The 21,756-nt window shown below is 63.3% G+C and carries 22 protein-coding genes; 13 read left to right on the top strand and 9 right to left on the bottom strand.

Annotation, left to right across the window (positions count from 1 at the left end):
• The first annotated feature begins 85 nt into the window (after positions 1–85).
• The 9 genes from surE (at position 86) to murI (ending at position 9,969) form a co-directional block, all read left to right on the top strand.
• Entirely contained in the window at positions 86–835 is a 750-nt protein-coding gene (gene surE / locus SADO_RS14055; protein ID WP_353112465.1) for a 5'/3'-nucleotidase SurE, read from the top strand.
• On the top strand, positions 817–1,524 hold the full coding sequence (locus SADO_RS14050; RefSeq protein ID WP_353112463.1) for a protein-L-isoaspartate(D-aspartate) O-methyltransferase: 708 nt from the start codon (positions 817–819) through the stop codon (positions 1,522–1,524). Before surE ends, SADO_RS14050 begins: the two co-directional genes overlap by 19 nt.
• Positions 1,525–1,594: 70 nt before the next feature.
• Entirely contained in the window at positions 1,595–2,170 is a 576-nt protein-coding gene (locus SADO_RS14045; RefSeq protein WP_353112461.1) for a YqaA family protein, read from the top strand.
• 62 nt (positions 2,171–2,232) lie between these two features.
• Positions 2,233–3,066 (top strand): peptidoglycan DD-metalloendopeptidase family protein, encoded by an 834-nt coding sequence (locus SADO_RS14040; RefSeq protein WP_353112459.1) that lies wholly within the window; start codon positions 2,233–2,235, stop codon positions 3,064–3,066.
• A 294-nt stretch (positions 3,067–3,360) separates the two neighbouring features.
• Positions 3,361–4,572 carry an alanine transaminase gene (gene alaC, locus SADO_RS14035; protein WP_353112457.1) on the top strand — a complete coding sequence of 404 codons (1,212 nt, stop codon included), beginning with the start codon at positions 3,361–3,363 and terminating at the stop codon, positions 4,570–4,572.
• Positions 4,573–4,657: 85 nt separating this feature from the next.
• Positions 4,658–5,971, top strand: a complete 1,314-nt coding sequence (locus SADO_RS14030) for a homoserine dehydrogenase (RefSeq protein ID WP_353112455.1) — start codon at positions 4,658–4,660, stop codon at positions 5,969–5,971.
• Between the two features lie 18 nt (positions 5,972–5,989).
• Positions 5,990–7,378: a threonine synthase gene (thrC, locus tag SADO_RS14025; RefSeq protein ID WP_353112453.1), complete on the top strand. Its 1,389-nt coding sequence runs from the start codon at positions 5,990–5,992 to the stop codon at positions 7,376–7,378.
• Positions 7,379–7,439: 61 nt separating this feature from the next.
• Positions 7,440–9,173 carry a single-stranded-DNA-specific exonuclease RecJ gene (recJ, locus tag SADO_RS14020; protein ID WP_353112451.1) on the top strand — a complete coding sequence of 578 codons (1,734 nt, stop codon included), beginning with the start codon at positions 7,440–7,442 and terminating at the stop codon, positions 9,171–9,173.
• Positions 9,166–9,969, top strand: coding sequence for a glutamate racemase (gene murI / locus SADO_RS14015; RefSeq protein WP_353112449.1), 804 nt, complete (start codon positions 9,166–9,168; stop codon positions 9,967–9,969). The genes recJ and murI overlap by 8 nt, the downstream gene beginning before the upstream one ends.
• A gap of 31 nt (positions 9,970–10,000) precedes the next feature.
• On the opposite strand, the gene SADO_RS14010 is transcribed toward murI, so the two are convergent.
• The 5 genes from SADO_RS14010 to sufB form a co-directional block, all read right to left on the bottom strand.
• Positions 10,001–10,321 (bottom strand): non-heme iron oxygenase ferredoxin subunit, encoded by a 321-nt coding sequence (locus SADO_RS14010; RefSeq protein ID WP_353112447.1) that lies wholly within the window; start codon positions 10,319–10,321, stop codon positions 10,001–10,003.
• Between the two features lie 73 nt (positions 10,322–10,394).
• The gene (locus tag SADO_RS14005) at positions 10,395–11,645 is read right to left on the bottom strand and encodes a cysteine desulfurase (protein ID WP_353112445.1); all 1,251 of its coding nucleotides are present in this window, start codon (positions 11,643–11,645) and stop codon (positions 10,395–10,397) included.
• A 21-nt stretch (positions 11,646–11,666) separates the two neighbouring features.
• Complete coding sequence (gene sufD, locus SADO_RS14000; protein WP_353112443.1) at positions 11,667–12,995, bottom strand: Fe-S cluster assembly protein SufD; 1,329 nt, start codon at positions 12,993–12,995, stop codon at positions 11,667–11,669.
• Positions 12,992–13,753 carry a Fe-S cluster assembly ATPase SufC gene (gene sufC, locus SADO_RS13995; protein ID WP_353112441.1) on the bottom strand — a complete coding sequence of 254 codons (762 nt, stop codon included), beginning with the start codon at positions 13,751–13,753 and terminating at the stop codon, positions 12,992–12,994. Before sufC ends, sufD begins: the two co-directional genes overlap by 4 nt.
• Positions 13,754–13,837: 84 nt before the next feature.
• Positions 13,838–15,328, bottom strand: coding sequence for a Fe-S cluster assembly protein SufB (gene sufB, locus SADO_RS13990; protein ID WP_353112439.1), 1,491 nt, complete (start codon positions 15,326–15,328; stop codon positions 13,838–13,840).
• A gap of 205 nt (positions 15,329–15,533) precedes the next feature.
• Between sufB and SADO_RS13985 the strand changes: the two genes are divergently transcribed.
• The 3 genes from SADO_RS13985 (at position 15,534) to SADO_RS13975 (ending at position 16,835) form a co-directional block, all read left to right on the top strand.
• Positions 15,534–15,974, top strand: a complete 441-nt coding sequence (locus SADO_RS13985) for a DUF3015 family protein (RefSeq protein WP_353112437.1) — start codon at positions 15,534–15,536, stop codon at positions 15,972–15,974.
• Positions 15,975–16,101: 127 nt separating this feature from the next.
• Positions 16,102–16,557, top strand: coding sequence for an acyl-CoA thioesterase (locus tag SADO_RS13980; RefSeq protein ID WP_353112435.1), 456 nt, complete (start codon positions 16,102–16,104; stop codon positions 16,555–16,557).
• Positions 16,557–16,835, top strand: coding sequence for an Rdx family protein (locus tag SADO_RS13975; RefSeq protein WP_353112693.1), 279 nt, complete (start codon positions 16,557–16,559; stop codon positions 16,833–16,835). Before SADO_RS13980 ends, SADO_RS13975 begins: the two co-directional genes overlap by 1 nt.
• A 106-nt stretch (positions 16,836–16,941) precedes the next feature.
• Here SADO_RS13975 and SADO_RS13970 read toward each other — a convergent pair whose 3' ends face one another.
• The 3 genes from SADO_RS13970 to SADO_RS13960 all read right to left on the bottom strand — a co-directional run bounded on the left by SADO_RS13970 (position 16,942) and on the right by SADO_RS13960 (position 20,566).
• Entirely contained in the window at positions 16,942–17,358 is a 417-nt protein-coding gene (locus SADO_RS13970; protein WP_353112433.1) for a DUF3293 domain-containing protein, read from the bottom strand.
• 66 nt (positions 17,359–17,424) lie between these two features.
• The gene (locus tag SADO_RS13965) at positions 17,425–19,890 is read right to left on the bottom strand and encodes an acyl-CoA dehydrogenase (protein ID WP_353112431.1); all 2,466 of its coding nucleotides are present in this window, start codon (positions 19,888–19,890) and stop codon (positions 17,425–17,427) included.
• A 13-nt stretch (positions 19,891–19,903) separates the two neighbouring features.
• Complete coding sequence (locus tag SADO_RS13960; RefSeq protein ID WP_353112429.1) at positions 19,904–20,566, bottom strand: TetR/AcrR family transcriptional regulator; 663 nt, start codon at positions 20,564–20,566, stop codon at positions 19,904–19,906.
• An 83-nt stretch (positions 20,567–20,649) separates the two neighbouring features.
• Between SADO_RS13960 and SADO_RS13955 the strand changes: the two genes are divergently transcribed.
• The gene (locus tag SADO_RS13955; protein WP_353112427.1) at positions 20,650–21,090 is read left to right on the top strand and encodes an acyl-CoA thioesterase; all 441 of its coding nucleotides are present in this window, start codon (positions 20,650–20,652) and stop codon (positions 21,088–21,090) included.
• A 36-nt stretch (positions 21,091–21,126) separates the two neighbouring features.
• On the opposite strand, the gene SADO_RS13950 is transcribed toward SADO_RS13955, so the two are convergent.
• A complete protein-coding gene (locus SADO_RS13950) occupies positions 21,127–21,753 on the bottom strand; it encodes a nitroreductase family protein (protein ID WP_353112425.1) in 627 nt (208 codons plus the stop codon).
• Positions 21,754–21,756 lie beyond the last annotated feature (3 nt).

Here is a 21,756-nt window from a genome sequence, read left to right as displayed (position 1 = left end):
AGGAAACCGCAAAGATAGGCTATGCTAGCGAGCCTGCGGCGTGCTTGCACGTGCCGGTTTCCACGCAATTTTTCAAAGCCCTTGCATGCGATTACTGCTGAGTAATGATGACGGATGTCACGCGCCCGGCCTGACGGCTCTGCGCGCTGCCCTGGCCGAAATCTCCGACGATCTTGTGACGGTCGCGCCCGACCGCAACCGAAGCGGCGCGAGCAACTCGCTGACGCTGGAGCGGCCGTTGCGCGTCAACCGCGTGGCCGAAGGCCTGTATTCGGTCGACGGCACGCCGACGGATTGCGTGCACCTGGCGACCACCGGCCTGTTCGAGCAGGACGCCGACATGGTGGTGTCCGGCATCAATCATGGCGCAAACCTTGGCGACGATGTGCTGTATTCGGGCACCGTCGCAGCGGCGACCGAAGGCCGCTCGCTGGGGCTGCCTGCGGTCGCGATCTCGCTGATGGGCGAGAATCCACGCCACTTCGACACTGCGGCCCGGGTTGCCGTATCGGTCGTTCGGCTGCTGATCGATCATCCGCTACCCAACGACACGATCCTCAATGTGAACGTGCCGGATCTGGCCTTTGAAGAGCTCGACGGCTTCGCGGCGACCCGCCTGGGTAATCGCCACCGTGCCGAACGGCTGATCGAGGACAGCGACCCGCGTGGCCGGCCGATCTTCTGGATCGGGCGCGCCGGCGGCGAAGCGGATGCGGGCCCGGGCACCGATTTTCATGCCGTGGCGCAGGGCAAGGTCTCGATCACCCCGATCCAGATCGACCTGACGCAACACAACGCTGTTTCGAGCGTGGGCGAATGGGTCCAAAGGCTGTGAACGCGCAGGAGAAGCATCCCCATGTCCGGGGTTTCGGCATGGCGTCTGCACGTAGCCGCGCGCGACTCGTGGAGCGCCTGCGCAGCCTGGGTGTCGAAGACGAGACCGTGCTCGCGGCGATCGAGAAGGTGCAGCGGCACCAGTTTGTCGACGAGGCCATGACCAGCCGCGCCTATGACGACACCGCGCTGCCGATCGGCTACGGCCAGACCATCTCGCAGCCCTATATCGTGGCGCAGATGACGAGCTTGCTGATCGCAGACGGCCTGCCGGAAAGCGTGCTGGAGATCGGCACCGGCAGCGGGTATCAGGCCGCGGTGCTGGCCGAAATCCTGCCCTCGATCTATACGGTCGAGCGCATCAAGCCGCTCTACGAGCGCGCCCGCAAGCGTTTCGCCGAGCTCGGTTATCGCCAGGTTCGCGCGCGCTTGGCGCGCGATGGCGTACTGGGCCTGCCGGATTACGGCCCGTTCGATGCGATTCTCGTAACGGCCGGCGCCGAAAAGCTGCCCACGTCGCTCTACGAGCAGATCGCCGATGGCGGCCGCATGATCGTGCCGGTCGGGCCGAGCGGCGACCAGCGTCTCATGGTCATTCATCGTGAGGGCAGCAGCTTTGTCGAGCAGACACTCGATGCGGTGAGCTTTGTCCCGCTCATCGAGCAACGCGCAGATGAGCGAACGTCATGACGGCGACGTATCTCGTTGCGTTGATCAGCCGCGGCATTCTGCCGAGCGTAAGACGATAGGGGCGGCGCTGATGTTTCGTCGTCTCTACGAGGCCGTGGTCCGCGCCTCCGGCCATCGCCGCGCGCCTTCGATACTCGGGCTGCTTGCGTTCTCGGAATCTTCGTTTTTCCCGATCCCGCCGGATGTCATGCTCGCGCCGATGGCGCTGGCGCGCCCGCAGCGGGCCTGGTGGTTCGCGACGATTTGCACGCTCGCGTCAATCGCGGGTGGCGTTCTCGGCTATCTGATTGGCGCCGTGTTTCTGGAAGCGCTGCTGCCGTGGCTGAAGGATCTGGGCTATGTTCATGCCTATGAGACCGCGCGCGACTGGTTCGAGGTCTATGGCTTCTGGGCAATCTTGCTCGCGGGCTTTTCGCCCATTCCGTACAAGATATTCACTGTCGCTGCGGGCGCGGTGGCGATGCCGTTCCTGCCGTTCCTCGTGGGCTCGGCGGTCGGTCGCGGCGCGCGCTTTTTTCTGGTCGCAGGGCTGGTACGCTGGCTGGGTCCCGTTTTCGAGCAGCGTCTGCTCAAATATATCGACTGGATAGGATGGGCCATCGTCGCCGTAATCGTTATCGTGATCGCCGTGCTGCAACTGCGATGAAGCGCCTCGGCATCATAGTTCTCGTCGCTATGGTCGTTGCCGGCTGTTCGCTGCGCGGCGCCATGCGTCCCGACGTGTATACGGTCGAGCGTGGCGACACGCTATCGCGTATCGCGGCCACCTACGGGTTGAACTGGCGGGATCTCGCGCGCTGGAACCAGATCGGGCCGCCGTACCGGATCGAGGTCGGCCAGCGGCTGTCGCTGGACCCGTACCCGCCGCTCGACTATCCCTCATCGACGGCTCGCCGTGCGCCTGCACCGCCGGCGGCACGCCAACCGCGCGTGGCGCGCGCCCCGCAGGATTCGCGTGCGGCACAGGAGGCCGCGATCCGTGCATCGACTCCGCAGCTCACACGCACCATCGAACACGTCGATACACCGGACACCGGGCGGCCGACAACGCCCCAACCGGCGCCGCGGCGCGAGCCGGAACCCGTGCCCGAGGAAGACGTTGCGACCGACGCCCAGATCAATCAGGCCAGTGAGCAGGCACCGGTCCGGCCGACTTCGACCGGTGGCCCGAGCGAAGACGGTTGGCAATGGCCGGCCAGTGGCTCGATCCTGCGAAGCTATGCCGCGCAGCGCGCCCGCCAGGGCATTGATATCGGCGGTCGTGAAGGTTCACCCGTCTATGCCGCCTCAAGCGGCCGCGTCGTCTATCACGGCACCGGCCTGAAGGGTTACGGCAAGCTCATCATCATCAAGCATGACGAAGAGTATCTGTCGGCCTACGGGTTCACCCGCAACACCCGTGTGACACAGGGCGAGGACGTGGCGGTCGGCACGCGCATCGCGGATATGGGCCTGGGCCCGCAGAACACGCCGATGCTGCATTTCGAGATTCGTCGCGACGGCAGTCCAATCGATCCGGTCACGCTGCTCCCGGAGCAATAGGGCGGCGCCGTGCCGGCGATGAACGCACCGCGGACAAGGGGCGCCGTGACTTGGCTGCCCGTCCAGCTGTAGCTCGATAGCGAAGGCGATCCATCGTCCGGGCACGGCTGTACTTGACCCAGTCGCGCTATCACGCGCCGCCTCACGATGGCCGGCGGCATGTACGCATGCGCCGCAATGAGTGTAGCCCCGTGAACCGTGTAGCTGCACTGTCGCTATTCTGGCAAACTGCGGCGCTTGCTTTTGTGTCCGCTGACCCACCGAGTCGCCCGCGACTCTTCAAGCCGATCGACCATGTCAAATCCCACGCCCAAATCCGAATTCGCGCGTATCAATCGCCTGCCACCGTATGTGTTCGCGATTATCAACGACCTCAAGCAGGAAGCGCGAGCGCGGGGCGAGGACATTATCGATTTCGGCATGGGCAATCCGGATCAGCCCACGCCCGAGCACATCGTCAACAAGCTCGTGGACGCGGCCCAGCGTCCGGACACGCACCGCTATTCGGTGTCGAAGGGCGTGCCGCGCCTGCGACTGGCGATCTGTGACTGGTACAAGCGGCGTTTCGACGTCGATCTGGAGCCGGACACCGAGTCCATTGTCACGATGGGTTCGAAAGAGGGCCTGGCCCATCTCATGCTCGCCATCCTCGAGCACGGTGATCAGGTACTGGTGCCGAACCCGGCCTATCCGATCCACCCCTACGGCGCGGTAATCGCCGGCGCCGACGTGCGCCACGTGCGGATGATGCCGGACACGGATTTCTTCGCCGAACTGGAAAAGGCCATCAAAGAATCCTGGCCGCGTCCGAAGATGATGCTGCTCAATTTCCCGGGCAACCCGACCACGCAGTGCGTCGAGCTGGAATTCTTCGAGCGCTGCGTCGAGATGGCCCGCGAATACGATCTCTGGATCGTGCAGGATCTGGCTTATGCGGATCTGTGCTTCGACGGCTACGAAGCGCCGTCGATCCTTCAGGTGCCGGGCGCGAAGGACGTGGCGGTCGAGTGCTTCACCTTGTCCAAAAGCTACAACATGCCGGGCTGGCGTGTTGGTTTCATGTGCGGCAACCCGACACTGATCGCGGCGCTCGCTCGCATGAAGTCGTATCTCGACTACGGCATGTTCACGCCGGTTCAGGTCGCGGCCATTGCCGCGCTGAACGGCCCGCAGGAATGCGTGACCGAGATTCGCGACATGTATCAGAAGCGTCGCGATGTGCTCTGCGACGGACTCAACGATATCGGCTGGCTGGTCGACCGCCCCAAGGCGACGATGTTCGTCTGGGCGCCGATTCCGGCACCGTATCTGGAGATGGGCTCGCTCGAGTTCACCAAGAAGCTGCTGGCCGATGCCGACGTTGCGGTATCGCCGGGGATCGGCTTTGGCGAGTACGGTGATACCCATGTTCGTTTTGGGCTGATCGAGAACGAGCAGCGTACGCGTCAGGCGCTGCGCAACATCAGGCGCATGTTCAAACGCGACGGGCTGATCGACAGCCTGTAGCAAGCGACAATCCGGGCCCGTCCTGCGGTACGAAAAGGGACGGGAAAGGGCGCGTCGCGCACGAGAACTCAACAAGGAGACGCAAGTGCAACCGGTCAACGTGGGACTTCTCGGGCTCGGCACTGTGGGTGCCGGTGCCGTCAATCTGCTCGAACGCAACGGCGTGGAGATCACGCGCCGCGCCGGCCGCGAGATTCGCGTCACCCGCGCTGCGGTGCGCAATCCGGACAAGGCGCGTGAGTGCGATGTCGCCGGTATCGATATCGGCACGGATTGCAACGCAATCGTCACCGATCCCGATATCCACGTGGTGCTCGAGCTGATCGGCGGCGATACCGAGGCCTATGACCTGGTCATGGCAGCAATCGCCAACGGCAAGCATGTCGTCACCGCCAACAAGCACTTGATCGCGCTGCACGGCAACGAGATCTTCGCCGCGGCCGACGAGGCTGGCGTGGTGGTCTCCTTCGAGGCGGCGGTGGCTGGTGGCATTCCCATCATCAAGGCCATGCGCGAGAGCCTCGCGGCGAACCATATCGAGTGGGTCGCCGGCATCATCAATGGCACCGGGAATTTCATCCTCAGCCAGATGATGTTCGAGGATCAGAGCTTCGAGGACGCGCTCGCCGACGCCCAGCGTCTCGGTTTTGCCGAGGCCGACCCGACTTTCGACGTGGAAGGCATCGACGCGGCCCACAAGCTGGCGATCATCGGCGCCATCGCCTTCGGCATCCCGCTGTCGTTCGACAAGATCTTCACCCAGGGCATCCGCGATATCGACAGTGTCGATATCGAGTACTGCGCCGAACTGGGTTACCGGATCAAGCATCTGGGCATCGCGCGCCGCCAGGACACTGGCGTGGAGCTGCGCGTGCACCCGACGCTGGTGTCGCAAAAGGCACTGCTGGCCAACGTGGAAGGCGAGAAGAACGCCATCATGGTCTATGGCGACGCGGTCGGGCCGACGGTCTATTACGGCGCCGGCGCAGGTGCCGGGCCGACGGCCTCTTCGGTTGTCGCGGATCTGATCGATACCGTGCGCATCATGAGTATCGATCCGAAGGGACGCGTGCCGCATCTGGCGTTCCAGCCCGACGCGATCACCAACGAGACGGTGCTCGGCCCTGAGGATTTCATCTGCGGTCACTATTTCCGTGTCCAGGTCGCCGATCAGATCGGCGTGATGGCCGAGATCACCCGCGCATTGGCCGACCAGAAGATCGGTATCGAGGCGATTCTGCAGAAGGACCCGCCCACCGCGGAAGACGATGCCCGCGTGATGATCGTCACCAAGGAAGCGCGCGAGAGCCAGCTCATGAAGGTTCTCGACCATATCCGTTCGTTGCCCTATACCCGCGACGGCATCGTCCATATGCGCGTCGCCCAGTTCGAAGACTAGAGGACGGCCAGGCATCTGATGCGATACATCAGCACCCGGGGCAGCGCGCCCGCACTGAATTTCGAAGAGGTCGTGCTTACCGGCATGGCCAGCGACGGCGGGCTGTACGTGCCCGAGACCATTCCGCAGTTCTCGCATGATGAACTGGCGGAAATGGCAGGGCTGCCGTACACCGAGATCGCATTCCGGGTGATGAAGCCTTTCGTGGGCGGCGAGATCGACGATGCGACGTTCCGCTCGATCGTCGATGCCTCCTATGCCACCTTCAAGCACGATGCCGTCGTGCCGCTCAAGCAGCTCGACAGCAACCATCATCTGCTGGAGCTGTTCCACGGTCCGACGCTGGCGTTCAAGGACGTGGCCCTGCAGCTGCTCGGGCGCCTGCTCGATCACTTCCTCGCCAAGCGGGATCAGAAGGGCGTGATCATGGGCGCGACGTCTGGCGATACCGGTTCGGCCGCGATCGAAGGCTGTCGCCACTGCAATAATCTGGACATCTTCATCCTGCATCCGCACGAGCGCGTCTCGGCGGTGCAGCGCCGACAGATGACCACGGTGCTGGACGACAACGTCCATAACATCGCCATCGAAGGCAATTTCGACGATGCCCAGGCCATGGTCAAGGCCAGTTTTGCGGATCAAGGCTTTCTGCAGGGTACGCAGCTGATCGCCGTGAACTCGATCAACTGGGCCCGCATCATGGCTCAGATCGTCTACTACGTGGCGTCTGCAGTGGCACTCGGTGCGCCGCATCGGGAAGTCAGCTTCACCGTGCCGTCGGCGAACTTCGGCAACCTGTTCGCCGGTTACATGGCCAAGCGCATGGGGCTGCCGGTCAAGCAGTTCGTGATCGCGACCAATGCCAACGACATCCTGCACCGCACGCTGGCCGACAACGACTTCTCCAAGCAGGCGCTCAAGGCCACGCTGGCGCCGTCGATGGACATCGTCGTGTCTTCAAACTTCGAACGCCTCTTGTTCGAGGCCTACGATCGGGACGGGCAGGCTGTCGCAGATCTGCTCGAGCGATTCCAGCAGTCGCCCACGGCACTGCACGACGCGCCGCTGGCCGGTCTGCGCGCGCTTTTCGGCAGTCACAGCGTGGACGACGATACGATCATCGAAGTCATCCGCGAGGCGTTCGAACATACCGGCGAACTGCTCGACCCGCATACCGCGACGGGCTATCGCGCTGCCCAGCGCGCGCGTTCGGATGCCACGACGCCGATGATCACGCTCGCCACCGCGCACCCGGCCAAGTTCGAGGACGCGGTTGTTAAAGCCGGCTTCGAGGGCGCGCCGCTGCCGGAGAATATGCACGATCTGATGACGCGCGAAGAGCGTTACGACGTGCTGCCCGCGGAGCTCGCAGCGGTTCAGCGATACGTGGCCGAACACCGCCACTGAGCCGCTACCGCCGCGTCGGGTGACGGCGCGGCCGTTCACTTTCCCTGGTTCGAAGGTCGCCATGAGTCGCGATGAAGCCGCGCTGCCAAGAATTGTCGAGCGCGATGCGGCCGTACAGGCCGGACTCGCCGAGCTGGCATCGCCGCTACTGCAACGTCTCTATGCCGGGCGTGGCGTCACCGATGCAGATGAGCTCGAATACTCGCTCGCACGCCTGCCGCATTATCGCGATCTGCACGGCATCGACACCGCCTGCGACCTGCTCGAAACGGCGCTCATTTCCGGCCACCGTATTCTCGTGGTCGGCGATTTCGATGCGGACGGCGCCACGAGTACGGCTTTGGTCTGCGACGTGCTCGAAGCCATGGGCGCGGGCCGTGTCGACCATTTCGTGCCGCATCGGGCCCGCCACGGCTATGGCCTGTCGCCGGCAGTGGTCGAAGCCGTAGGGCACGGTGATACAGGCGATCTGATCGTCACCGTGGACAACGGTATCGCCAGTGTCAGCGGGGTCGAGGCGGCCCACGCGGCGGGCTGGCAGGTACTGGTCTGTGATCATCATCTGCCCGGCGATACGCTCCCGGCGGCCGAGGCGATCGTGAACCCGAATCAGCCCGGCTGTGCGTTTGCCGGCAAGACGCTGGCGGGCGTGGGCGTGGCGTTCTATCTTATGGCGGCGCTGCGTGCACGCCTGGCTGAACGCGATCCGAATCGCGCCTTGCCCCGGATGAGCGATTATCTGGATCTTGTCGCGGTAGGCACCGTAGCCGACGTCGTAGCGCTTGATCACCTCAACCGCACGCTGGTCAGCCAAGGTCTGCGGCGAATTCGGCGCGGCCTGGCCCGTCCGGGCATCGCCGCCCTCATCGAGGTGGCCGGGCGTGATGCGACTCGTCTGAACGCCGCGGATATCGGCTTTGCGGTCGGCCCGCGCCTGAATGCGGCGGGGCGGCTTGAGGATATGAGTATCGGGATTGCCTGCCTGCGCGCCACCGATGGTGCCAGCGCTCGAACACTCGCGAGCGAGCTGTCGGCAATTAACCGTCAGCGTCAGAGTGTGCAACGTCGAATGCAGGAAGAGGCCGATACGGCGCTGGCGGCATTGGATCAACCCCCGGCCGAACGCGCTGCATTGGTGGTCTACAGCGACGACTGGCACGAAGGCATCGTCGGGCTGATCGCGTCGCGTTTGCGGGAGCGCCATGGCCGGCCGGTGATTGCGTTTGCGCCGGGCGCGCATGGCCTGCTCAAAGGGTCCGCGCGTTCTATCAACGGCCTGCATATCCGCGATGTACTGGCCGCGATCGATGCGCGCCACGACGGGCTGATGGCCCAGTTCGGCGGCCATGCGCAGGCCGCCGGTTTGGCGCTACGCCCGGAAGCAATCGGCGAATTCGAGAAAGCTCTGGAAAGCGTCGTCGCCGAGCGGCTCACGCCGGCCATGCTCAGCCCGGATATCGTCACGGACGGCGCACTGGCGGATGAGGAATTGGCACTCGACACGGCGCGATTGCTGGAATCGAACGGCCCCTGGGGTGCGGGTTTCGATGAGCCGCTTTTCCACGGTGTGTTCGAAATCGTGTCCCAGCGAATCGTGGGCGAAAAGCATCTCAAGCTGGAAGTTCGACCGGTCGCCGGATCGACGGTCATCGAGGCGATGCGTTTCAATCACGGCGAAATGCTGGACGCGGGGACATGCTATCAACTGGTCTACCGACTGGCGGTCAACGTCTTTCGCGAGCGCACGACGGCTAACCTGATTGTGATCCACCACAGGTCGGCCAAGGGTGGCTGAAACACAGCGCCCGATTCTTGTATTCGATTCGGGGTTGGGCGGGCTCACCGTATTACGCGCTGTGCGCGCGGCACTTCCCGGCCGGCGCGTGATCTATGTCGCCGATGACGCCGCGTTTCCCTACGGCGACTGGCCTGCGCAGACGTTATGCGCGCGCCTGGTCGAGCTGTTTTCCGAACTGCTTGCGCGATACCAACCGGCCATCGTCGTATTGGGCTGCAACACGGCGTCGACGCTGGCGCTTTCGGATCTACGCAGTGCTTATCCGCACACCCCGTTCGTCGGCACCGTGCCGGCCATCAAGCCGGCGGCGCAACGCAGCCGAAGTGGTGTCATCGCGCTACTTTCGACGCCGGCAACGGCGAGCCAGCGCTACACGCGCGAACTGATCGATCAATTCGCCGTTGAATGCCATGTCGAGCGTGTGGGGAGCCCATTGCTCGCTCGCCTGGCCGAGGCGCATATGCAGGGAGACACTGTGGCGGATGCCGATATTCTCGGCGAGATATCACCCTGCTTCGTCGCCCACGGCAGTCGGCGTACGGATGTGGTGGTGCTTGCCTGCACCCACTATCCGTTGCTGGCGGACAGCTTGCGTCGGCTGGCGCCCTGGCCGGTAATATGGCTCGATCCGGCCGAGGCGATCGCGCGGCGCGTGCAGGCGCTGGTGGCCGAACACATCGCAGAAGGGCCCGCCAGCGATCGAGTCGAGCTGGACCGCGCGGTATTCACCCGTGGCATCCCGAAGGACTCGATCAGACGCCTGATGGCGAACGAAGGGCTGGTTTTTCAATAACTCCGGCTCGGCCGGCCGGCCAGGGCAGTGGTCAGTCGAAACGGTCGTCGCAGACCTGGATCATGCCGTCCTCGACCCGAACCGGGAAGCTGTAGACGTCTTCGTAGGCGGGCGGGGTGAGGGCCTTCCCATTCTTGATGCAGAACCGCGCACCGTGGCGCGGGCAGACGATCTCGTCGCCGTCGACTTCGCCACTGGCCAGTTCGCCACCATCGTGGGTGCACATATCCTCGATGGCGTAGTAGCTGCCTTCGCGATAGAACACGGCCACCATCACGTCGTCTACATCGACGACGCGGCACTGGCCTTCCTTGAGTTCGCCGTCCTTGGCGACATCAACCCAGTCCGTCATTATTTGCTCTCGCTACGGTTGCGAAAAATGAATCGTATGCCGGCGCGCTCGACCTGCCAATCGCCGACTTGATCTAGCCGAAGATTCGCTGGACGCTCTCGAGGCCCTTGATCAATGCGTCGACATCGCTGTCGTCGTTGTAGGCCGCGAATGAGGCACGCGCGGTGGCCGGCACGCCAAAGCGCGTCATCAGCGGCATCGCGCAATGGTGGCCGGTACGGATCGCCACGCCGGATTCATCGAGCAGGGTGCCGATGTCGTGGGCGTGGACGCCGTCCATGACGAAAGAAATCGTCGCGGCCTTACCCGGTGCGGTGCCGATGATGCGCAGGCCATCGATGGCAGACATGCCGGCGGTCGCGCGCTCGAGCAGACGATGCTCGTGAGTCGCTACGGCGTCGAGATCCACACCTTCGAGATATTCGATTGCGGCGCCGAAAGCAGCAGCGCCCGCGATGTTCGGCGTGCCGGCCTCGAACTTGTAGGGCAGCTCGTTCCAGGTCGTGCCCTCGAAGGAGACCGTCTCGATCATGTCGCCGCCGCCCTGGTACGGCGGCATGGCATCGAGCAGCGCTTCCTTGCCATAGAGCACGCCGATCCCGGTCGGCCCAAACAGCTTGTGCCCGGAGAAGACATAGAAATCGACATCCAGGGCCTGCACGTCGACCGGCATATGAGCCACGGCCTGGGCGCCGTCGATGAGCGTCACCGCGCCGGCATCGTGCGCAGCGGCGACCATCTCGTTCACCGGCAGCACGGTGCCCAGCGCGTTCGAGACATGCGCAAACGCGGCAATCGCGGTGCGATCCGACAGCTTGGCCTTGAATGCCTCGAGCGTGATGCTGCCGTCGTCCTCAACGGGGACGACGATGACTTTGGCACCGGTCTGCTCGGCGACCATCTGCCACGGCACGATATTCGAGTGGTGCTCGAGTTCCGTGACCAGGATCTCGTCGCCGGCCTGCAGGCGCGGCCGCGCATAACACTGGGCCACCAGATTGATGCCGTCCGTGGTGCCGCGCGTGTAGACCACCTCGGCCCGCGAACGCGCGTTGATGAAGTTCACCAGGCGATCGCGCGCGCCTTCGTACTGCCGGGTCGCGCGCTGCGACAGGGCATGAATGGCGCGATGCACGTTCGCGTTGGCGTGACGGTAGTAGTTGTCACTGGCCTCGATCACGGCCCGTGGTTTCTGCGTGGTTGCCGCATTGTCGAGATACGCCAGTTGCACACCCTGATCCAGCGGCTCCGACAGGATCGGAAAATCGGCCCGGAAGCGGGCCGGATCAAAGGTCAGGTTTTTTACGGCTTCGGCGATGGCCATGATTGTTCTCTCGCGTTGCGATCAGGCGAGGTCCGCGTAACTCTTGCCGCCCGGTAGCTTGGCCAGAAGAGCGGCCTCGACATAGCGCTCGACGGGCTCGATGCCGACTTTTTGCACCAGTGCGTTCGCGAAGCTGTAGGTCAGGATCGCTCGTGCACCTTCGTCCTCGACACCGCGACTCTTGAGATAGAACACGGCGTCTTCGTCGAGCTGGCCGACGGTCGAGCCGTGTGCGGCCACGACGTCGTCGGCATAGATCTCGAGCTCCGGCTTGGCATCCACTTCTGCCTTGTCGGACAGCAGCAGTGCGTCGCAGCTCAGATCCGAATCGGTTTTCTGGGCGTCCTTGCGGATCAGAATCTTGCCGTTGAAAACACCGCGCCCGTAATCGGCAAGCACGCCCTTGTAGATCTCGCGGGACATGCTGTGTTCGGTGTCGTGGTCCACACAGGTGTGGTTGTCCATATGTTGACGCCCGGTCGGCGCATAGACCCCGTAGAAGTGGACCTCCGCGTTTTCCTCGATCAGGTTGGCATTGGTATCGGTACGCGCCAAGCGCCCGCCCAGATCAAAGCCGTGGTTGAGCACGCGGCTGTCGCGCGTCTGACGGGCGAAGAAGCTGGCCACGTGATACCCGCGGTTGGACTCCTGTTGCACACGACAGCGGGTGAGCTGGGCGTTCTGGCTCATCACCGCCTCGGTCACCACGTTGGTGAAATAGGGCTTGTCGCCCAGGCCGACGTAGTGCTCGATAATCGAAGCCTGGCTGCTGGGCTCCATCACGTAGCGATGGCGTACCTGCGACATGCGCTCGTCATGGCCACCACTGGAAACGGTGACCACGTGGATCGGCTTGTCGGCGGCAGCACTCGCGGCGAGATGCACATAGGCACCGTCGGTCGCGAACGCGGCGTTCATGTCCGACAGGCTACCCGGCTGCGACGCGATCTCGGCTGCCTTCACGGTGGCTTTGTCGTCCTTCGCCAGATACTCGGCGAAGGACTGCACGGTCACGCCGTCGGGCAGACCGTCCAGCGTCGACAGGCGCGCACTGAAGTGGCCGTCGACGATGACGATGCGATAGGCGTCCAGATCGGCCGGCAGGAAGGGGGCGAGGGCGTCTTCGGAAACGTCGCCCACTTCGTCGCTGATCTCGAAGCGACGCTTTTCCACCGGGCGCAGGCTGGTGTATTTCCATTCTTCCTGACGCGTATCCGGGAAGCCGGCTTCGCCGAAGGCTTTCAGATCGGCCTTGCGGGCCCGCTTGTTCGCGTCGCTGCCCGGCAGCTGGCGCTCGATACGGGCGTATTCGGCCAGATAGTGGTCGATAAGCGGCGCGATGTCGTTCATGAGGAGGCTGCTTCGCTATCGGTTTCGAGATTGACGTAGCCCTGTTCCTCGAGCGTGTCGGCCAGTTCCGGGCCGCCCGAACGCACGATGCGGCCTTCGGCGAGCACATGCACGCGATCGGGCACGCAGTGTTCGAGCAGGCGCTTGTAATGGGTCACGAGCACGGTGGAACGCTCCGGCGAGCGCAACCGGTTGATGCCGTCGGCGACGATCTTGAGTGCGTCGATGTCGAGGCCGGAGTCGGTCTCGTCGAGGATCGACAGGCTCGGCTCGAGCACCAGCATCTGGAAGATCTCGTTACGCTTCTTCTCGCCGCCCGAGAAATCCTCGTTCACGCCACGCTTGGCCATGTCCATGCTCATGCCCACATGCGCGATCTTCTCGTTGATCAGCTGCATGAACTCCATCGCCTCGATCTCGGACTCGCCGTGATACTTGCGACGGGCATTCACGGCCGCGCGCAGCAGGTAGAGGTTGGACACGCCCGGAATTTCGACCGGGTACTGGAAACCCAGGAACACGCCTTCACAGGCACGCTCGTCCGCGCCCAGATCGAGCAGATCCTTGCCCTTGTAAGTGACGCTGCCGCCGGTGATGTCGTAGTCCTCGCGGCCGGCGAGAATGCTGGCCAGCGTGGACTTGCCGGAGCCGTTCGGGCCCATGATGGCGTGTACTTCGCCGGTCGGAATCTCGAGGTTGACGCCGCGCAGGATCGGCTTGCCCTCGACCTCGGCCTGTAGGTTCTTGATGGAAAGCATAGAGTTTTTTTACGGATTAATAACGTGGCAGGCCCGCGCACGGGGCGCGGGCCCGATAATCTTCTGCCGGGCTGTCGCGGGCGATCAGCCGACGGCGTTTTCCAGCGTGACGTTAAGCAACGCGCGCGCCTCGACCGCGAACTCCATCGGCAGCTCCTTGAAGACGTCCTTGCAGAAGCCGTTAACGATCAGGTTCACGGCGTCCTCTTCGGACAGCCCGCGCTGCTGGCAGTAGAACATCTGGTCATCACCGATCTTGGAGGTGGTGGCCTCGTGTTCAAGCTTGGCGGTCGAGTTCTTGGTCTCGACGTACGGGAACGTGTGCGCACCGCACTTGTCGCCAATCAGCAGCGAATCGCACTGCGTGAAGTTACGGGCGTTGTCGGCGCTGGGCAGGATCTTCACCAGCCCACGATAGGACTGCTCGCCGCGTGCGGCCGAGATGCCCTTCGCGATGATCGTGGACTTGGTGTTCTTGCCCACGTGGATCATCTTCGTGCCGGTATCGGCCTGCTGCATGCCGCGGGTCACCGCGACCGAGTAGAACTCGCCGACCGAATCATTGCCGTTAAGCACGCAGCTCGGATACTTCCACGTGATCGCCGAACCGGTCTCGACCTGGGTCCAGGAGATCTTGGAACGATCACCGCGGCAATCGCCACGCTTGGTGACGAAGTTGAAGATGCCGCCCTTGCCGTTTTCGTCGCCCGGATACCAGTTCTGGACCGTCGAATACTTGATCTCGGCGTCGGCCTCGGCAACCAGCTCGACTACGGCCGCATGCAGCTGGTTCTCGTCGCGCTGCGGCGCGGTGCAGCCTTCGAGATAGCTCACATGACTGCCTTCCTCGGCAATGATCAGCGTGCGCTCGAACTGACCGGTGTTCTCGGCGTTGATACGGAAGTAGGTCGACAGCTCCATCGGGCAACGCACGCCCTTGGGGATGTAGACGAACGAACCGTCGGTGAACACCGCCGCGTTCAGACCCGCAAAGAAGTTGTCCCCGCGCGGCACAACCGAACCGAGATGCTTCTTGACCAGTTCCGGATGCTCGCGGATCGCTTCCGAGATCGAACAGAAGATCACGCCGGCATCGGCCAGTTTCTGCTTGAAGGTGGTCGCCACCGAGACACTGTCGAACACCGCGTCGACCGCGACGTTATTGCTCTTGGCGCCGGGATGGGTCGCGCCTTCGACGCCGGCCAGCATTTCCTGTTCGTGCAGGGGAATGCCCAACTTGGCGTAGGTCTCAAGCAGCTTGGGATCGACCTCGTCGAGGCTCTTGGGCTTGTCCTTGGCGCTCTTGGGCGCGGAATAGTAGGAGATCGCCTGATAATCGATAGGCTTGTAGTGCAGATGCGGCCATTTCGGCGTGCGCATCTGCTTCCACTGACGAAACGCCTCGAGACGCCATTCAAGCATCCACTCCGGCTCTTCCTTCTTGGCCGAGATGAAGCGGATGACATCCTCGTCCAGCCCGGGCGCAACGGTATCGGATTCGAGGTCGGTGACGAAGCCGGGTTCGTATTCGCGTTCGGCGACCAGTGTTTCGACGTCTTCCTGATGTGCGGCCATAGCTTTTTCGATCGTTCGGAAGTATGCGGTTTATCCCGCCGAGTATAACGCGAAACGCGAGTCTCCCGGCGGCATGCATCACGATATGAATGATAGTGGGGGTCTATCGAACTCGTTCAAGGCATCGGAAATCCCGAACCAGTTGCGAGTACAGTGGATTCAAGCTCTAATGTCAGTTCTTTACATTACAAACAGGGAGTTCCATATGCGGCCTATGATTCGTCTGGGTGCATTGGCACTGGCGGGCACGGCACTTGCCGGCTGTTCGCAGATCACCATCACCTCCGACACCATTGTCGACGGTACCGCGCGTATTGCCGACGCCACGACCAATGCGGTCCAGGGCACCAGCAACGTGACCACCAACACCGCCAACGACGTGGATGCGCGCACGCATGCCGCACGGCGCGAGTTCGTCGGCTCGCAGATGGCCATGATCAAGCGCGAAGCCGCGCGTGGCCAGGGCGAAAATCTCGAAACGCTCGCTTACATGATGCATGCCGAAGATACGCAGGCATTCGAGCATCAGGTGCAGGCGAACTACGCAAGCCTGTTCGCTGGCGATGCAGACGCCGAGCAGTGGCTGACCGGCCTGTATGAAGTCGTCGGTACGCCGCCCGACATGCAGGTCGCTTCCGCGCGCTAGTAAACGCGCGTTGCGTACCGGCCGGCATGTTTCTGCATGCCGGCTTTTTTATGCCCGGCTGGTATGAAAGCCCGGCGGCGCGCTAGGCTTGCCAACGTTTTTCATTGCACGCTTGAGAGGTCGCGCGATGCCGCGCAGTGACGACTGGGATATTGAAGCGCCGTTCGTGTCGGCGTTCACCGTGGACGAGGCGCATATCGACCGTCTCGAGCACATGAATAACGCCATGTATCTCACATTCATGGAGCAGGCTGCCTGGCACCATACCGAAGCGCTGGGTATCGACTGGCAGACCTATGTCGATCTCGATGCGGCCTGCGTGGTGCACCGCCACGAACTCGACTATCTCATGCCGGCCTATCTCGGCGATGAGCTGGAAGTCGCCACCTGGATCGCCGAGAACGACGGTCGCCTGACCATGTGGCGCGGTTTCCAATTCCGGCGTGTCGCCGACGGCCGTACGGTGTTCCGTGCCCGTACCCAGTACGTCACCGTCAAGCTCTCGAGCGGCCGGGCGCGGCGTATGCCGCAGTCGTTCGTCGAGGCTTATCGTGCGTTGTCTGGCGCGCCGACCAGTAGCTGATCGTGCCGTCTCCACGCGTCGAAATTCATTACTGTCCCGGCTGTCGCTGGGTCGCCCGCGCCGCCTGGATGTCACAGGAACTGCTCACGACTTTCGGCGAGGCGCTCGGAGAGGTCGCGATCGTACCGGCCGGTTCCGGCGTGTTCGAGATCCATCTCGACGGCGAACTGCTGCACTCGCGCAAGCGCGATGGCGGCTTTCCGGAGCCCAAGCCGATCAAGCAGTTGATCCGCGACCGAATCGACCCGGAACGCGGCCTCGGGCATAGCGATCGATGAGACACGCTCTGAATGTCGTGGCCTTGTAAGCGGACACAGCTGACCGGGGCGTTGATCGAACGTATTGGCGTGCCACCGGCTCCGTGTATCCCGGACGTTTTCCGAGCTAGAACCAGACCAGCGTAACGGGGCCGTCCGCAGGCACCGCGACGATCGCCGCCTGCGCAAAGCGGCGCGCCTGTGCACGAACTTCTCCTTCCTCGATGCCAATCACGAACACGCCCGGCTCGTCGGGCCAGTCGTCCGCGGGATCCTCGTTGACCGTTTCGAGCCAGGCGCTGGCCCGCCGTGCGACCCAGGCATGAAGCAGCGCATCTCGCCCCCGATTACGCTCGGCATCGATCTGTTCGGCGTTCGGGTTGAAGGCTGTGATCAGCCAGGCGCAACCCCCCGGCGCATGGCGTTGTACCCAGACCGCGAGTGGTTCAGGGCAGGGCGCGCCGATTGTCAGCACGTGGCTGTTGTCGTCGATGAAGACCCGATAACGGGTGGCTTCGAAGGCAGCGTTTAGATCGTCGGACATAAAAAAGGCCCGGAAGAGAACTCCCGGGCCTTGTACCGCGAAAGGCGGTGCGCGTGCCAGCGTGGGCTAGGCGACGCGCGATTCGAGGCGCTTGTCCTCGTGCTGGTGCGAGATCGGATCCCGCAGGTAGTCCTTGCTGAATGCATCGGTGAGGATTGCGTCGTAGCGCAGGTCGTCGTATTCCTTCACCTGCTTGGCTTCGGCCTCGGTCAGAATGTCGTTCTTGACCGCGTCCGCCAGTTGCGCGTCCACGGTGAAGCCGGAGACTTCGCCCTTGGAGATGGCCTTGGCGAACTTGTCGTAAACCGGCTCGACCTCGATCAGCTTGTTGAACGCCTTCTCCATACGGCCGGTAGCGCTACGCTCGTCCGTGCCGAGATAGATGTTGGCGGTCATCCGGTCACGGAAGGCCGACGGCTCGAGGATGGCATCACCCAGGGCATTGATGAGCTTGTCGCTCGGGCCCTTGTGGCGACGGCCGGTGGGGAACACCAGCACGCGCATGGCGCCGCCCACGAACGCGCTCGGGAAGTTGCGGAAGAAGCCGTCGAAGGCTTCCTCGATCTTGTGCAGGCAATCTTCCATCACGTAATGCAGATGCGCGATGTCTTCGGCGTCGCTCTTGCCTTCGTCGTAGAAGTATTTGAGCGTGGCCGAGCCGAAGTACAGCTCGGAAAGCACGTCACCCAGACGCGCCGAGAGCAGTTCCTTCTTCTTCAGCTCGCCGCCGAGCATGCCCATGGTGATGTCCGAACAGATCGCCAGCGCCGAGGAGAAACGCTCGAGCTTGCGATAGTAGGGCGCTGCGACGCCGTCGACCGGCGCTTTGGCGGTGATCGAACCGGACAGGCCGAAGGTCAGCGTACGCGCGGCACGGTTGACCGAATGGCCGACGTGCGACCACAGCAGATGATCGAACTCGTCCAGATCGTCCTTGCGCGCCGCTTCCATTTCGTCGAAGACGTAGGGATGGCAGCGGATCGAGCCCTGGCCGAAGATCATCAGGCTGCGGGTGAGAATGTTCGCACCCTCGACCGTGATCGCGATCGGCACCGACTGATAGGAGCCGAACAGATAGTTGCGCGGACCCTGCTGGATACCACGACCGCCGTGGACGTCCATGGAGTCGTTGACGATCTGACGCATCCACTCGGTCATGTGGTACTTGGCCATGGCCGTGACCACCGACGGCGTGCACTGGTCCACGCCCGATGCGGTGAAGATACGCGCGGCTTCCATCTTGTAGTTCAAGCCGCCGATACGCGCGGTGGCTTCCTGTACGCCTTCGAACTTGCCGACTGGCACCTTGAACTGGCGACGGATACGACCGAACGCGCCGGTCATGCGATACGCGGTCTTCGAAGCGGCCGAGGACAGCGCCGGCAGCGAGATGCCGCGACCTGCCGACAGGCATTCGACCAGCATGCGCCAGCCGCCGCCGGCCTTTTCCTGGCCGCCGATGATGGCGTCCAGCGGCACGAACACGTCTTCACCGTAGATCGGGCCATTCATGAACGCGCCCGGGGCATGACGACGGCCGATTTCCACGCCGGGTTCTTCCGACGAGATCAGCGCGCAGGTGATGCCGTAATCGGTCTTGTTCTCGTCGCCGAGCAGACCTTCCGGGTCATACAGCTTGAACGCCAGGCCGATCACCGTGGCGACCGGCGCGAGGGTGATCCAGCGCTTGGAGAAGGTGAGCTTCATGCCCAGCACTTCTTCGCCGTTGTAGTCGCCCTTGCAGACGATGCCGGTATCCGGCAGCGCGCCGGCGTCGGAGCCGACTTCCGGGCCGGTCAGGCCAAAGCAGGGGATCTGGCTGCCGTCCGCCAGGCCGGGGAGCCATTTCTGCTGCTGTTCCTTAGTGCCGTAATGCACGAGCAGCTCGCCCGGGCCGAGCGAGTTCGGAACCATGACGGTGATTGCCGCGGTCAGCGAGCGCGAGGCGATCTTGGCGACCACCGTGGACTGCGCGACTGCGGAAAAGCCCAGGCCACCGTGCTCCTTGGGGATGAGCATGGCGAAGAATTTGTTATCGCGGATGTACTGCCAGGCGGATTCCGGCAGGTCCTTGAGTTCGGCTACCACTTCCCACTCGTCGAGCATTTCGCAGAGCGTTTCGGTCTCGTTCTCGAGGAACGACTGCTCTTCATCGGTGAGCTGGGTGCGTTTGAAGTCCAGCAGATACTGCCAGTCCGGCTTGCCGCGGAACATCTCGGCTTCCCACCAGGTGCTGCCGGCTTCCAGCGCTTCGCGCTCGGTGTCCGACATGGGCGGCAGGACGGCTTTGAAGCCCTTGAAGATCGGCGCGGTGACGATCTTCTTGCGCAGGCTCGTGGTGTTGAAGATCGCCAGGATCGGCACGAAGACCACGGCGGCGATGATCACGCCCACCCAGCCGATCGCGCCGACTGCGGCCAGCAGGCCGAAGTAGACGACCACGGCCGCGCTCCACGCCGCCAGTGGCGCGCCGACATAAGCCAGCGTCCAGACGGCCGCGATCGCGACCAGAATTGATAATAGAGCTGTCATAACAACCTCCGTTTTAGAATTCCTGGCCGCCGCTGTTGGCGGCCCAGCCGGTAACCGGCGGCGGCGCGTCGGTGGCGGCATCAAGTTCCGAGGGCATGAGACTGACCATCAGAAAGCGTACGTACTCGGCGAATGCCGGTTCATCGGCGCTCGGCCATTCGCCTGGCAGATCGCGCCGGATCTGCAGCGCGCCGAGAAAGACCGAGAACGTCATGAGCGCCCAGCGGCGCGCGTTGTCGGCCGACAGCCCGAGCGCGGCGTAGCTGTCGACAATGAAATCGAGCCGGCGCTTGGATACCCGCTCCACATAATCGCGCACGAATGCCGGCTTGGTCGCGCTGGAAAGCGCCATGTAGACGCGGCTGGCGCGCTTGGATGTATTCACCTCGGTGATCAGGCGCTTGATGCGCGCCCGTGGATCGGTTTCCTGCTGTACGCGGCCGAGCACATCATCGGTTTCGCGCGCTTCCCAGCGCTGGAGCGCAGCCACCAGCAACGCTTCCCGGTTAGGGAAGTGCCAGTAGAAGCTGCCCTTGGTCACGCCCAGGTCGCGGGCCAGCGGCTCGACCGCCACGCCTTCCACACCGCGCAGCCCGATGGCGTCGAGCGCGGCTTCGGCCCAATCCTGGGCGGTCAGCATCACTTTCTGCGATTTGGTCATGCGGCGCTGCATCATAGGACTTCCGTATAATGTTGCTGACTTGCCGTGACGTGTCAATACGCCGGCGTATGGAAAAATGGATGAGCCAGGGAGCCTGCATGCGTCAACCGACCCGGTCCGATTACGCCCACTATGTGCCGATCACAGTGAAATGGGGCGAAATGGACAGCCTCGGTCATGTGAACAACACCGTGTTCTATCGATACTCCGAAGATGGTCGTATCGACTACATTCACATGATTGCCGACGGCGGTGATACCCAGACCAGCGATGGCCCGATCCTCGCGGATCTGCGCTGCAGCTTTCGCCAGCAGCTGCGATTTCCCGCGGATGTAGAGATCGGCACGCGCGTCAAACGCATCGGTCGCGCGAGCTTCGAGTTGGAGCAGTGCCTGTTCTTTGCGGAAACCGAAGACGTGATCGCGGTCTACGAGACCGTGGTGGTGTGGTTCGATTTCGGCGCCCAGACCAGCATGCGCGTGCCGGAAACGATCCGTGAACGCATCCGCGAATACGAAAACGTGCCGCCCGAAGAGTAGGCTGGCACGCGCCCAGCCGCGCCCGCGCGGCGAAGGCTATTCCGTTTCGTACTCGCTTTCCGGGAAGCGGTCACGCATGAAGACCTCGTCGAGATCGAGCTGACCGCTGCGCGGATGCGCACCTTTCAGCGTCTTGCCGATACAGATCATCATGCAGATGCGGTGATCCGGCGGCAGGTCGATGAGATGGCCGACCCGCTTGAAGTCGAAGCCGTCCATCGGGCAGGAATCGTAGCCCATCGCGCGGGCGACCAGCATCGCCGTCTGGGCGGCCATGCCACAGGAGCGCATGCCCTCGTCACGCTGCAGGGCTTCGTCGTCGCGGTAGAAGTGCTTGATCTCGCGCACCATTCCGTCGGCGACGTTCGCCGGCGCGTTGCGCCAGTAGCGCTCCGGCGCCTTGGCCCAGCTCTTCAAGTCCATGCAGAGCACCAGCAGCAGCGAGCATTCGGTGATCTGGGCCTGATCCCAGGCCGCCTTGCGAATCTCGCCGCGTAGCGCGTCGTCTTCGACGGCCACGAAACGCCAGTTCTGGATATTGAACGCAGTGGGCGAGAGCAGCACATGCTCCATGAGCTCGCGCACCTCGGTGTCCGCCATCCGGTGTTCGGGGTCGAAATGCCGCACCGAGCGGCGCGTGGCTATCGCCTCATAGACATCCATACC

Source organism: Salinisphaera dokdonensis CL-ES53 (genome assembly GCF_040361215.1).
Lineage (GTDB): Bacteria > Pseudomonadota > Gammaproteobacteria > Nevskiales > Salinisphaeraceae > Salinisphaera > Salinisphaera dokdonensis.
The sequence above is the reverse complement of the archived record's forward strand: the minus strand, read 5'-3'. Positions and strand labels throughout refer to the sequence as shown.

Excerpts from the sequence above, each read along its gene's own strand:
- SADO_RS13950 (WP_353112425.1), bottom strand. The coding sequence starts at position 21,753 with ATGGATGTCTATGAGGCGATAGCCACGCGCCGCTCGGTGCGGCATTTC.
- sufC (WP_353112441.1), bottom strand. The coding sequence starts at position 13,753 with ATGCTTTCCATCAAGAACCTACAGGCCGAGGTCGAGGGCAAGCCGATC.
- alaC (WP_353112457.1), top strand. The coding sequence starts at position 3,361 with ATGTCAAATCCCACGCCCAAATCCGAATTCGCGCGTATCAATCGCCTG.
- SADO_RS13980 (WP_353112435.1), top strand. The coding sequence starts at position 16,102 with ATGCCGCGCAGTGACGACTGGGATATTGAAGCGCCGTTCGTGTCGGCG.
- surE (WP_353112465.1), top strand. The coding sequence starts at position 86 with ATGCGATTACTGCTGAGTAATGATGACGGATGTCACGCGCCCGGCCTG.
- SADO_RS14010 (WP_353112447.1), bottom strand. The coding sequence starts at position 10,321 with ATGACGGACTGGGTTGATGTCGCCAAGGACGGCGAACTCAAGGAAGGC.
- recJ (WP_353112451.1), top strand. The coding sequence starts at position 7,440 with ATGAGTCGCGATGAAGCCGCGCTGCCAAGAATTGTCGAGCGCGATGCG.
- SADO_RS14050 (WP_353112463.1), top strand. The coding sequence starts at position 817 with ATGGGTCCAAAGGCTGTGAACGCGCAGGAGAAGCATCCCCATGTCCGG.
- SADO_RS13965 (WP_353112431.1), bottom strand. The coding sequence starts at position 19,890 with ATGACAGCTCTATTATCAATTCTGGTCGCGATCGCGGCCGTCTGGACG.
- thrC (WP_353112453.1), top strand. The coding sequence starts at position 5,990 with ATGCGATACATCAGCACCCGGGGCAGCGCGCCCGCACTGAATTTCGAA.
- sufB (WP_353112439.1), bottom strand. The coding sequence starts at position 15,328 with ATGGCCGCACATCAGGAAGACGTCGAAACACTGGTCGCCGAACGCGAA.
- SADO_RS13985 (WP_353112437.1), top strand. The coding sequence starts at position 15,534 with ATGCGGCCTATGATTCGTCTGGGTGCATTGGCACTGGCGGGCACGGCA.
- SADO_RS13970 (WP_353112433.1), bottom strand. The coding sequence starts at position 17,358 with ATGTCCGACGATCTAAACGCTGCCTTCGAAGCCACCCGTTATCGGGTC.
- SADO_RS14040 (WP_353112459.1), top strand. The coding sequence starts at position 2,233 with ATGCGTCCCGACGTGTATACGGTCGAGCGTGGCGACACGCTATCGCGT.
- SADO_RS14005 (WP_353112445.1), bottom strand. The coding sequence starts at position 11,645 with ATGGCCATCGCCGAAGCCGTAAAAAACCTGACCTTTGATCCGGCCCGC.
- sufD (WP_353112443.1), bottom strand. The coding sequence starts at position 12,995 with ATGAACGACATCGCGCCGCTTATCGACCACTATCTGGCCGAATACGCC.
- SADO_RS13960 (WP_353112429.1), bottom strand. The coding sequence starts at position 20,566 with ATGATGCAGCGCCGCATGACCAAATCGCAGAAAGTGATGCTGACCGCC.
- SADO_RS14045 (WP_353112461.1), top strand. The coding sequence starts at position 1,595 with ATGTTTCGTCGTCTCTACGAGGCCGTGGTCCGCGCCTCCGGCCATCGC.
- SADO_RS13955 (WP_353112427.1), top strand. The coding sequence starts at position 20,650 with ATGCGTCAACCGACCCGGTCCGATTACGCCCACTATGTGCCGATCACA.